The following is an 11,910-nucleotide window of genomic DNA, read 5'->3' as shown; positions in this document are numbered from 1 at the left end:
ACCTCCTACAAGGTAGAAATATAATCAAACACTAATTTTAACAACATCACTGTCGTAACAGACAGGAATACAACACGGACCAAAGAGGACCCTTTCGCAATGGCTAAATGAGATCCTAAATAGGCGCCCACAACTTGTCCCACCGCAGCGGCAAGACCATACACAATATTGACGTGTCCTAAATATAGAAACACAAGTAAAGATGCTAAATTACTGGTGAAATTTAAAATTTTAGCATTCGCCGAAGCATGAAGAAAATCAAATCCGGTAAAGATAAATCCCATAATGAGAAATGTACCTGTACCAGGGCCTATAAAGCCATCATAAATACCGATGCCAAGGGCAAAGGCCATACAAATATAAAGTGCTCGCCCCATTACTTGAGAGGTGCGATTTACTTCGCCCCAGTTCTTTTTAAAGACTACAAATAATGTAACGGCCACGAGTAATACGATGATAATCGGTTTAACATATAGCGGTGGTAATGATACAACCGCCAAAGTACCCAGCATAGAACCTATAAAGGTAAAAGGCAATAGTTTACGAACCAGCCTAAAATCAACCATATGGTTTCGTAAAAATGTAATTGATGCACTACCGGCCCCAAAGATACTAGACAATTTATTACTACCTAGAGCCACGCTAGGAGGCAAATTAGTTAGCAACATGGCCGGCACAGATATCAATCCACCGCCACCCACTATGGAATCCACAAAGCCTGCAAAGGCCCCTGCTACAGCAAGCAATACAAGTATCATTACCTCATAGGGTAATCCGGTTATTGCAATCAGCCATTCCATATACGACCTCCCATATCTCACATACGTATACTATCATTTTACCATTCGTATAAGTAAAAACAATAGTCCTATATACAAAATAACGGTGACCAGGGTCACCGTTATGTATTATATCCTACTATGAATATGTTACGACTATTTTTTGTCTGCCAATCGATCTAATACCACTGTATAACCATCAGCACCATATACAAGGCATCGTTTCACACGACTAATCGTCGCTGTACTAGCGCCGGTTTCTTCTACAATCGTTTCATAGCTATCACCAGCGCGTAACATTTTAGCCACTTGAAGTCGTTGCGATAATGCTTTCAGTTCATTAACAGTACAAATATCCTCAAAGAATGCATAACATTCTTCTACAGTTTGAAGTTGTAAAATGCCTTCAAAGAGCTCGTCATGTTGAGCACTTCTCAATTTTTCATTGACGCTCATAACGCCTCCTATTTCTTATTCATCGCTTTGGATAAACCGTCACCAATCATTTGGATAACTTGAACCATAATAATAAGAATGATGATGGTAGCGAGCATGATATCCCCTTGGAAACGTTGGTATCCGTAGCGGATAGCAATATCACCAAGGCCGCCGCCACCAATAGCACCTGCCATTGCAGAGTAACCAATCAAGTTAACGATAAGCACCGTAACATTATCGATAATAGTTGGCAATGCTTCTGGTAACAATACCTTGCGGATAATTTGGAATGGGCTTGCCCCCATCGATTGAGCAGCTTCGATAACACCGAATTGAATATCCTTAATGGATGTTTCTACAAGACGTGCTAAAAACGGAATCGCCGCCAATGTCAACGGTACACAAGCAGCCGTCGTACCAATGGACGTACCAACAACCATACGTGTAAACGGAATGATGGCAACCATTAAGATGATAAACGGAATGGAACGAGTCGCATTAACGATAGCCCCTAGAATCTTATTAAGCGCTGCATTTTCTAAAATATGTCCCTTAGAGGTAACCACCAATACAACGCCGAGTGGAATACCAATAATCATGGCCATAATCGTAGAGATAACGGTCATTTGCAATGTATCCAAGGTACCGGTTATCAACAATTTAATTACTTGCTCTGACATAACCGATCACCTCGCTTTCAATTGGTAATGTTCTGATATAGTCTAGCCCTTCTTGCGCCTTCATAGGATCACCATTCAAAATGACGATGAGACGGCCTACACTAGTGTTTTGAATGTAGTCGATGCCACCAAATAAGATGCTTACATCGAGGTCAAAACGACGTACTAAACCTGCTACAACAGGTTCATCTGTGGCTTGGCCGGTAAACTTCAATTTTACCAATGGTGCCGTACCAGCAATCCAGTCATCATGAAGTTCAATATGTTCAAGCGCTTCTTTTGGTAGGTTATCGCTTACTACTGAGCCAACGAAATCTTTTGTAGTCGGTTTCTTCGGATTTGTAAATACTTCGAGCGTGCTACCTTCTTCTAAGATAACACCGCCTTCGATAACGGCTACGCGGTCGCATATTTCACGGATAACCTTCATCTCATGAGTGATGAGCACAATGGTAAGCCCCATCCGTTCATTGATATCCTTCAATAATTCCAAGATGGATTCTGTTGTTTGCGGATCCAACGCAGATGTAGCTTCGTCGCACAATAATACCTTTGGATTAGATGCCAACGCACGAGCAATGCCAACACGTTGCTTTTGACCACCGGATAGCTGGGATGGATAGTTATTCACGCGGTCCGATAAACCTACGATATCGAGAATCGGAGTGATGCGTTCTTTGATTTCAGCCTTGCTAAGCCCTTGCAATTCCAATGGGAATGCCACATTGTCATAGACCGTGCGCGATGATAAAAGATTAAAATGTTGGAAAATCATGCCAATGTGTTTACGCGCTTTACGCAGTTCACTAGCACTCAATTTCGTTAAATCTGTGCCGTCTACGATAACGGAGCCCGATGTAGGGGATTCCAGCATATTGATGCAACGAATCAGTGTAGATTTACCGGCCCCTGATTGACCGATAATGCCGTAGATTTGCCCCTTTTCAATGGTGAGGCTAATATCCTTCAGCGCTTCTACACGATTAGCACCTTCGTAGACCTTGCTAATGTGTTCTAATGTAATCAAAATATGTCCTTTCTTTGTGAAAGCTCCCCTTACCAGCCACTATAGCTACCATATCGATACCTATAGTATGCTAATTAAGCCAAGCCTTCTTCCATTAATTTTTCTAGACCATGACGTAATTTCATAGTCACTGCACCTGGTTTACCATCAGCTACAGGATTTCTGTCGAGTTTTATAATCGGAATCACACCACCGGTTGTATTGGTAAAGAATAGTTCATCCGCATCATCAACGAAGGCGCGGTCAAACTCTTTTTCGATAACAGTGATGCCCAATGAAGGTGCCACACGAGTAATAACCATTTGACGCGTAATGCCCTTCAAAATATGATTATCCGCTGGATGTGTATAAATAATTCCATCTTTTACGGCAAATACATTGGATGTAGCCCCTTCGGTACAAATGCCATCGCGGAATAACATCGCTGTATAAGCAAATTTCTTTTCCGCCTTTGTTTGCGCCAAAATGTTAGGAATCAAATTCGTTGTTTTAATGTCTACATGACCCCAACGTTCATCAGGCAATGCGATAGCTTTCACACCGGATTCCAACTTGTTCACTGCATCCATATCGAGATTATGAATGGACATGAGCATTTGTGGTTCAAGTTTAGAGCGATCGTACGCATGATGACGTGGCGCCACACCACGGGAGATTTGTAAATAAATGTAACCTTCCTTGATTTCACTTTGTTCAATCAAAATTTCGTGAAGTTCGGTCAAATCATCTGGTGTCATTTTTACAGGAATGTCCATTTCACGCATGGACCGATATAGACGGTCTTGGTGATAGGACAATGCAAAACAACGACCTTTTGTAACACGTACAACTTCATATACAGAATCGCCGAATAAGTAACCACGGTCATCAATGCTGATTACCTTTGCACCTGGTTCGACGAATTCACCGTTAAAATATGTTAATTCTTTCATAAGAGCACCTCATTTTCCCTTGTTGTAACTCTAATCAGTATGATTGTATTATAGCACAATCACAGATTAATTTTCACACTTTACATTGTGAAAGTTTTCATGTTAGTCATGAAAAAATCCGCCCTCTACCGATAACTATAAGTTATGGTGGGAGCGGATTCTATTGTAATTAGTTATATACCAATCTTACAGTGTTTGTATAAGCCTATTAGTTGCCAAGAATATATTTTCGAATTGGCTTTGGTATTTGTTTTAAACCTACTGTCGTCAAGTAGGATAATCCTACGGCCATCACATACAACAGCACTACGTGAGGCACTGTAAATAGAAGATTATACTTGGCCATGATACCGGTCATGATCAATAACCAGAACGGATGTGCCAAATAGATGCCGTATGAAGTATCCCCAATTTGTGACCAGAACGCCTCCATCGTATTGTTGAGGGGCATCACTTGGAATAGGAATAAGCTAAACAATGTGCCCAATGCCGTATAGAATACACCCATTGGACTCAACTGATGCACTGTGTAAATCGCTTCGAGCACCGTATAATGCCATACATCCATGACATAGTAATAGGCGCCCAACATGGATAAAATCGATAAAATGGCACATGTGGCTAATAGGTATCGGTAGCGCCACATATAGTCCTTCACGATTTCATATCGCTCAGCTACAACAGCACCAAAAAGGAATATCCATACATAATGAATCACCCAATAATTAAGGCGCATATCGAAGAGATATTTTATGGCTGGAGAATCGCTAAACTGTTGTGTCACCCAGGCCCCCAATCGATAAGATGATATAAAGTCAACACCTAATTGGATGGCAAATAAGATGACAAGCCAAGGAATGGGGGCTTTCAAAATCCACTGTACCATCACACGCCATAGTGGCATGAGCACATAGAACCACACCAGTATAACCATAAAATATAAATGGTACATACTGTTACCAAACAAGAGGTTCACAAGCAATGGTCCGGGATGGAGATTTCCAAAATTGTGCGCCGTTATGCCTGTATAGATAAGGTAGAATAGGGACCACACAATGTAAGGATAGAGCACCACTTGAAAGCGTCGTTTCATAAAATCCTTGTAACTAAATGGATCATTTACCGATGTATGGTAGAACAAACCAAAGGCTGACAGGAAGAAAAATGCGGGCACTGCAAAACGCGATAAGATTTCCAACACGCTAATGAGTTGTAAATTAACGAACGGATTTTGTAATGCATAGGAGCCGACATGAATGCCGATAACGCCGAGCATACAAAGGCCACGCATATAGGTTATTTCAGGCAAAAACAATCGTTTCATAGGCGATTATTGTTGCGGCACAGCGGCCGGTGTTGGAACGATGCGCGGTGAAGTCGCTGCTTGATGTACTACCGTTGTCGAAGTTGCAGTTGGTGCAGCTTGAGTTGTTGTAGTTGGCACAGCTGGAGCAGCTTGTGCTTGGCCATTGGCTTGTGCAGCCGCAGCAGCTGCTGCAGCTTCAGCTTGTCTCTTCGCTTCTGCTTCCCGTTGCATACGAATTTCTTTTTGAAGAGGTACTACTGGTTTATCATAAACAGTAATATCCGTTTCAAACAAACGGCCCCATGGGAATGTAGCCTTAACTGTACGAGGGTCTACCTTCAAATAAGTTTCACTGAAATCTTGTACACGTTCTTGTAAATACTCTTCTAATTTTGCATTCAAATCACCAGAGTAGCGTACATTGTCGGTACGAATGGAATCTTGCATACGATAAATATCCTTGCGGATATTCGCTTGGTATGCCCAGTTATCCAAATATTGTTGGGTCAACATATCGCGATGCCCTTCTGGGGACATAGTTTGTAGCAATAAGCCTTGTGCAATCGCATAGCCTACCGTATTACTTGCTGTATTCCAGCCATTGTAAGCGCCGATTTTATAGAGTAAATCGCGTTTATATAAAGCGCCTAACAAGGTATTATCAGAACCATTGTTATAGGCAATATCCGCAATGCTCACGTTTACACCTTGTTCCGTAGCTTGTTGAATACGATCTACAAAGGCAGTCGTAGCTTGAGAAATCATTGGGAAATTACCAAAGGTTTCAGATTCGGATGTGCTCGTAGAAAGCGGTGTATTAACAGCGAGAAGAACAGTTGGTTTACCTGCAGTTGTCATCGTACCACCAACGGCTTCTACGTGTTCCGCAATCGTTTTATCAACGGTTTGGTCTTCGTAACCTGGCAATGTTTTGCCGGCACCACCAAGTGGATAGATAACGGAGAACGTAGGTTTTTCCGCACTTTCATCGGTACGAGAACGAGCCATCAACAATAAACCGAGTTGATCTGCCCCAGGGAAGCTGCCATATTGTGTACGTGGAATGCCCTTGGAGTATTGATTTAAATAGCGTCCTTCCAATGCGGATTGAGACAATTGAGACGTATCATCATGGCCCAATGCAAAGTATGCAAAGACACCATTACGCGCTTCATCGATCAAGTCTTTATTCACTTGCATATTTTTTTGACGGCGAGAGAACCAGTCTTGTAGATATTCTACAGGGACAGAGGCTTGCAAGCTCATCAATTTTTGCGTTTCCGCTTGTGTCAATGTGCCTGCATCCAATTTATCTTGTAGTGCAGCAATTTGAAATATGGTTGGACCATAATCTGCATAGTAGGATGGTTCTGTACCACCCCCACTAGCGCGTGGGGAACGCATTACGGTACCAAAGCCATAAATGCGTGTATTTTTATGGTTTGCCTTAAGCGCTTCGATGCGTTTTAAACGATTTTCCAATGTGCTCAATGGCAAATTATGTTTACGAGAATCCACAAGGCCGCCATAGATTAAGGTATCTGTACTCAATACCATAACATCGGCACGACCCGCATTTTGCTCTACCCAATTCCAGATTTGATCGGCTTGCCCTTTGTAGGTTTTACCGGAAATCAAATTTTGTGGTGGTGTTAACACCGTCATCCCCGCTGCCTTTGCAGTATCAACTGTATATTGTAGGCTTACTGGACGATCATCTTGCGGAACATATAACACAGTTTCCGCATCAACTTGAATGGATGTACCCGTAGCAATAGCCGTAACCATTAACGCTACTTTCAACCATTTTTTAGACATAGGTTAAACTCCTTTATCAAGCACGCTTGTGCGTACCATTTCACAACTGTTGTAAGGGATACAATCATAAAAAAATAACTAATATTACAATTATATCACTTAGTCATAATTTGGCAAATATATCGCATAAAACCGATTATTATCTGACACGAGGCAGGCTCCAGTGATATTTTATAGCTAGTAGACGAATAACAAGCACAATGGTGAAAGCCCCATATACGGCTTGGCCCGCCCAATCGCTAATTACCAGTAGATAATAGGCTATACCGCCAATAATGCTTGGCAACGCATATACGTCTTCTTTCAGTACGGAAGGCACGCGCTGCGCCAACATATCGCGCAGAATGCCACCACCTACAGCGGTAATGGTACCAAGCAATACGATGAATATAGGCAAGTTCGGATATAGTGTATATCCTGCGGAGGCACCCGTTACGGTAAAGGATGCTAAGCCAAGAGCATCGGCAAACAAATAACTAGCGCGGCTGCGAGGCCCCATCATATTGCGATGATAGCGACTGTTATAAATAGCAAACACAATAAAGGTCACCACGAGAACGACCGTAACGTACACTACATTACGAAGTGAGTTTGGCGGGAAATAGCCTAATAGTACATCACGAATCACACCGCCCCCAATAGCGGTAGCAAGCGCGAGCACGGCCATGCCAAAAATATCCATTTTACGGGACACGCCCACAAGTGCCCCAGAGACGGCAAATGCGACGGTGCCGATCATATCAAACATATACCAAATAATATCCATACTAGCCTCACACAAACAACTGACACAACGATTAAATCTATTCGCAAAAATACGATAAAATATGATAGACTCTATGTAAGATATTATACATTAAGAGGTGCAATAATGACAAAAGACCTAATGGATTCAACCGAACTTAATACAATGGACGAGCGCAGTCGTGACGAATACTTTATGAGCCTTGCCATCGAAGAAGGCAAAAAAGCGTATGCCCTTGGCGAAATCCCTATTGGCGCCATTTTGGTCCACGATAATCAAGTCATTTCACGTCATCATAACCGCCGTGAACTGGATCATGATGCAACAGCTCACGCCGAGGTTCTCGTCATCCGTGAGGCCTGTAATAGCCTAAAGCGCTGGCGGTTGACTGGATGCACCCTGTATGTTACGATAGAGCCGTGTCCTATGTGCGCAGGGGCCATTATTAACAGCCGTATTGATCGCGTTGTATATGGTGCTAGCGACTACAAAGGAGGCGCCGTAGAATCACTGTTTAATGTGCTATCCCATCCGGGACTAAACCATGAGCCACAATTGCAAGCAGGCATCCTCGCTGATGAATGTAGCCAATTGATGAAAGATTTCTTTAAAGAGCGTCGTAAAGCACGGAGGAGTACCCAAGAGGCTGAAGGGTCCGCACTCGAAATGCGGTAGGTCGGGCAACCGGCGCGGGGGTTCAAATCCCTCCTCCTCTGCCATATTTAAAATGATAATGATAGAGATATAATAGATAAACCTAGATACACATAATACAGATGTTATCTAGGTTTTATTTGTATACATATAGTATATAATATAAATATATTGTATATTACATCATCAATCAACGAGGTTTACTATGCAAAAGTATTATCCTTATCTCATCACGCTGAGTCACATGATTAATGACTCATGCCAAAGTGTATTACCTGCATTATTGCCGTTGTTTATCTATACGTATGGACTGTCCTTGGAGCAAGCAGGTTTTCTTATCTTAGCAAACACGGCATTATCGTCATTGCTACAACCATTGCTAGGGTATATTTCAGACAAGCTCAATCAGCCACGACTCATCGCAGCAGGCACGTTATTATCCGCATGTAGTACGGGGATGATGGGTTTTGTTTCTTCTTATGAAAGTCTCCTTGTATGTGCCACACTAGCTGGTGTGGGTTCTTCCATTTTCCATCCTGAAGGGGCAAAAATTATGAACCGCCTCGGAGGTGGCAAGAAGGGCAAAGCAATGGGAACCTTCGCCATCGGCGGTAGCTCAGGCTTCGCTTTTGGCCCTCTATTTGCTGGCGCTATCGCCTATACAGTGGGTGCACATGGTCTAGCAGCTTTCACCGTAGCCGGTATTATTATATCTACCGTTCTATTCCTGCTCATGCCACGTATCGTAGCTCATGCCCAAACTATCGACCAAGCTGTAGCCACCGAAAATCCAACAGTTTCCGCTCAGCCACTGAAAAATTATTGGAAATATTTTGGTATATTGTTCATCATTATTCTAAGCCAATCGGTTAATTTCCGCGTTATTAATGCATTTATCCCTGTATTCTGGACTCATGAACTCGGCACGAGCCCCGAACAAGGTAGTTTTGCATTAACCGTATTCTTTAGCATCGGCATCTTTATGACCTATATCGGTGGCTTATTGGGCGATAAATACGGTCCTATCAAAATCATTAGATTATCTCTGTTGATTTGGTTGCCATCCATGTTCCTATTAACACAAGTCCCTGAGTTTTCTGTAACGATTATGATGCCACTCGCCTATCTGATTTTGCTCATGATTGGTGCTGCAAAGGCCATCAGTTACAGCCCTGTTATCGTATTAGGACAAACTTACCTAGCAAAAAGCATCGGCTTTGCCTCCGGCATCACCCTCGGCGTGAGCCAAACTATTGGCGGTATCATCGCACCAGTGGTGGGTAACCTAGCCGACACCTACTCACTCCCAACTGCAATGATGACACTAGTTCCATTTCTCGTAATGGGCCTAGGGGCATCATTGCTACTTAAAGATCCTAAAAAATTACAGTAGGATAGAAAATAACTATTAAGTTGATACTATTTATACCTTTTATTAAAGTAGCAATATTGTATTATATAAAAAAGATTGGAGATTCAATCATCATGCAAAAAAATATATTAAAACCTTTCATCCTATTAATATTTTCTATTTGTACATTTTTCTCTATGATATCATCTAGTAGTGCTTTTAATGCTGTAGAGGAAGCAAAAACTATAAGCAGTAATCCAGAACTTATTTATACAATTTATTTAGGAATGCCACGTTCAGCCGTTGAGCAAAATTTCAATGCTGTAAAAGGTTGGAAAAAAGATAATCGAAATTCTACATATGCATTAACGCGACAATATTCTGGTTGGGCACAAGTAAAAGCAGGTGCATCACTAGAACAGCGAGTGGTAGTAGTATTTGGAAAAACCAATCATGTAATAAGTGTCTCGCCAATCTTTACAACAGATAACGTAGATTTGGCAAATAATATTTATAGTAGTATGTATCAAAATTTAAGTAGTCAATATGGTAATCCTCAAAAAACATTTAGTCGCGGAAATATGGCTAACAGTGCAAAATGGATTATTAATAATCATGTATATGAGATAGCAGAAATAATAAAACCAAATTCAATTTACGTATATTTAATGGTTAGAGGTCTCCAAAATTCTGACTTAATGTAAATAAATTTATATGATACAACAAAAGATCTTTAGTAAATATTGGGTGATATTGTCATAATATCCCCCAACATTTATTATAGAGGCTCTATAATAAATGTTGGAAGTGACACCACTACGGTGTCACTTCCAACATTATTTTTTTGCAAAAAATAAGCATATAAGTTTCACATGCTTTACAATAAAAGTGTCAAAGTCCTAAAGAAAGGATGTGAGCTTATATGCCTACTACTGATTATACTGAATTTTTACATAATGTAAAACAAGAATATATTACAAATAGCTATGAATTAGACGGAATATTTATTTTTGACATAGAATTACCAGCAACATCACATATTTGCCCAAAGTGTGGTGAAACCACAAAGCATATTAAGGATTACCGCATACGTACTGTAAAGTTTGGAAAAGTACAACGAGGTCCACTAATTGGAAAATACAGACAGCGTCGGTATATTTGTCCGCATTGTGGTCATTCTTTTTCTGAAAGTGATCCATTTGTACGAAAACATATGCAACTAAGTGTAACTAATATTAGAATGCTATTTGATAAACTTACTGAAAGTGTAACCTATACAGCTATTGCTAACGAGTGTGATACATCTATTACTACAGTATTACGTTATTGCTCTATGATCACTATTCCTAAGCCCAAGACCTTACCCACTATGATTGGTATTGATGAGTTTAAAGGAAATGCAGAAGGCTACCAATACCAAGTTAATTTAACTAATCCAGATACACATGAAATATTAGATATTTTACCGAAACGTGATACGCAAGCATTAATCCACTATTTTGCATCATTTAAACATAAGGATCGCCTACAAGTTAAGTTTATTGTAATGGATATGTCCATACAATTTAAGCGCATCATGGAGGCGCTATTTCCACATGCGCATATTATCTGTGATCGATACCATGTATGTCGACTTGTAGATTGGGCGGTAGAGCGAGTTAGAAAGCGTGAGCAACATAAACTGGCTGCTTATTCACGTATGTTAAAACAGAATCGACGTGTACTAATGAAGCATCCAGACCATTTAACGGAAGCCGAACATATTAAACTATGTGAAATACTCAGAATATCTGATGATTTACGAAAAGCATATGCTTTAAAACTTTCTTTTAGAAAAATCTTTTCAATCTATGGTAAACAAAGAATAGCTGCACATTTAACGCATTGGTTGGAATTAGTAAAAGCATCTGGCTTAAATGAATTTAATAACTTCTTTACATCATTTCCTGCATGGATGACGCAATTAACTAATGCATTCTTACTTCCATATTCTAATGGATACACAGAAGGAACTAACAATAAAATTAAAGTATTAAAACGGATAAGCTATGGACTTCGCCACTTTGGTAGATTTAGAGTATGTATTCTACTTTTGAGCAAAAAGAATGGCACCAACCATAACTATGATTGGTGCCAAAGAAGACTCGTAGGGTGAATACCCCAACATTTGACAGAGAGCC

At 40.8% G+C, this 11,910-nt stretch carries 12 protein-coding genes and 1 tRNA gene; 5 read left to right on the top strand and 8 right to left on the bottom strand.

Annotation, left to right across the window (positions count from 1 at the left end):
- Positions 1 to 5: 5 nt before the first annotated feature.
- The 8 genes from VAHSUH02_RS02555 to VAHSUH02_RS02520 form a co-directional block, all read right to left on the bottom strand.
- The gene (locus VAHSUH02_RS02555) at positions 6 to 800 is read right to left on the bottom strand and encodes a TSUP family transporter (protein WP_005383166.1); all 795 of its coding nucleotides are present in this window, start codon (positions 798 to 800) and stop codon (positions 6 to 8) included.
- A gap of 135 nt (positions 801 to 935) precedes the next feature.
- Positions 936 to 1,235 carry a YerC/YecD family TrpR-related protein gene (locus VAHSUH02_RS02550; RefSeq protein WP_005380196.1) on the bottom strand — a complete coding sequence of 100 codons (300 nt, stop codon included), beginning with the start codon at positions 1,233 to 1,235 and terminating at the stop codon, positions 936 to 938.
- Between the two features lie 8 nt (positions 1,236 to 1,243).
- Positions 1,244 to 1,897 carry a methionine ABC transporter permease gene (locus VAHSUH02_RS02545; protein WP_005377242.1) on the bottom strand — a complete coding sequence of 218 codons (654 nt, stop codon included), beginning with the start codon at positions 1,895 to 1,897 and terminating at the stop codon, positions 1,244 to 1,246.
- Positions 1,878 to 2,924: a methionine ABC transporter ATP-binding protein gene (locus VAHSUH02_RS02540; RefSeq protein WP_005377223.1), complete on the bottom strand. Its 1,047-nt coding sequence runs from the start codon at positions 2,922 to 2,924 to the stop codon at positions 1,878 to 1,880. Before VAHSUH02_RS02540 ends, VAHSUH02_RS02545 begins: the two co-directional genes overlap by 20 nt.
- 74 nt (positions 2,925 to 2,998) lie before the next feature.
- Positions 2,999 to 3,856, bottom strand: coding sequence for a D-amino-acid transaminase (dat, locus tag VAHSUH02_RS02535; RefSeq protein ID WP_005383167.1), 858 nt, complete (start codon positions 3,854 to 3,856; stop codon positions 2,999 to 3,001).
- 208 nt (positions 3,857 to 4,064) lie between these two features.
- A complete protein-coding gene (locus tag VAHSUH02_RS02530; RefSeq protein WP_005383169.1) occupies positions 4,065 to 5,180 on the bottom strand; it encodes an acyltransferase in 1,116 nt (371 codons plus the stop codon).
- Between the two features lie 6 nt (positions 5,181 to 5,186).
- Positions 5,187 to 6,980: a DUF4127 family protein gene (locus VAHSUH02_RS02525; protein ID WP_005383170.1), complete on the bottom strand. Its 1,794-nt coding sequence runs from the start codon at positions 6,978 to 6,980 to the stop codon at positions 5,187 to 5,189.
- Between the two features lie 139 nt (positions 6,981 to 7,119).
- Positions 7,120 to 7,746: a trimeric intracellular cation channel family protein gene (locus VAHSUH02_RS02520; protein WP_005383171.1), complete on the bottom strand. Its 627-nt coding sequence runs from the start codon at positions 7,744 to 7,746 to the stop codon at positions 7,120 to 7,122.
- 105 nt (positions 7,747 to 7,851) lie between these two features.
- Between VAHSUH02_RS02520 and tadA the strand changes: the two genes are divergently transcribed.
- From tadA to VAHSUH02_RS02495, 5 genes are all read left to right on the top strand, one after another.
- A complete protein-coding gene (gene tadA, locus VAHSUH02_RS02515; RefSeq protein ID WP_197407316.1) occupies positions 7,852 to 8,400 on the top strand; it encodes a tRNA adenosine(34) deaminase TadA in 549 nt (182 codons plus the stop codon).
- Positions 8,354 to 8,444: transfer RNA gene (locus tag VAHSUH02_RS02510), tRNA-Ser, on the top strand. The genes tadA and VAHSUH02_RS02510 overlap by 47 nt, the downstream gene beginning before the upstream one ends.
- A 140-nt stretch (positions 8,445 to 8,584) precedes the next feature.
- Positions 8,585 to 9,772 (top strand): MFS transporter, encoded by a 1,188-nt coding sequence (locus tag VAHSUH02_RS02505; RefSeq protein WP_005383172.1) that lies wholly within the window; start codon positions 8,585 to 8,587, stop codon positions 9,770 to 9,772.
- Positions 9,773 to 9,864: 92 nt separating this feature from the next.
- Positions 9,865 to 10,434 carry a hypothetical protein gene (locus VAHSUH02_RS02500; RefSeq protein ID WP_105112040.1) on the top strand — a complete coding sequence of 190 codons (570 nt, stop codon included), beginning with the start codon at positions 9,865 to 9,867 and terminating at the stop codon, positions 10,432 to 10,434.
- A 218-nt stretch (positions 10,435 to 10,652) separates the two neighbouring features.
- The gene (locus tag VAHSUH02_RS02495) at positions 10,653 to 11,885 is read left to right on the top strand and encodes an ISL3 family transposase (RefSeq protein WP_105112039.1); all 1,233 of its coding nucleotides are present in this window, start codon (positions 10,653 to 10,655) and stop codon (positions 11,883 to 11,885) included.
- Positions 11,886 to 11,910: the final 25 nt, after the last annotated feature.

This window comes from Veillonella atypica KON (assembly GCF_002959915.1).
GTDB classification, from domain to species: domain Bacteria; phylum Bacillota; class Negativicutes; order Veillonellales; family Veillonellaceae; genus Veillonella; species Veillonella atypica.
This window is presented reverse-complemented; position numbering and strand designations above follow the sequence as displayed.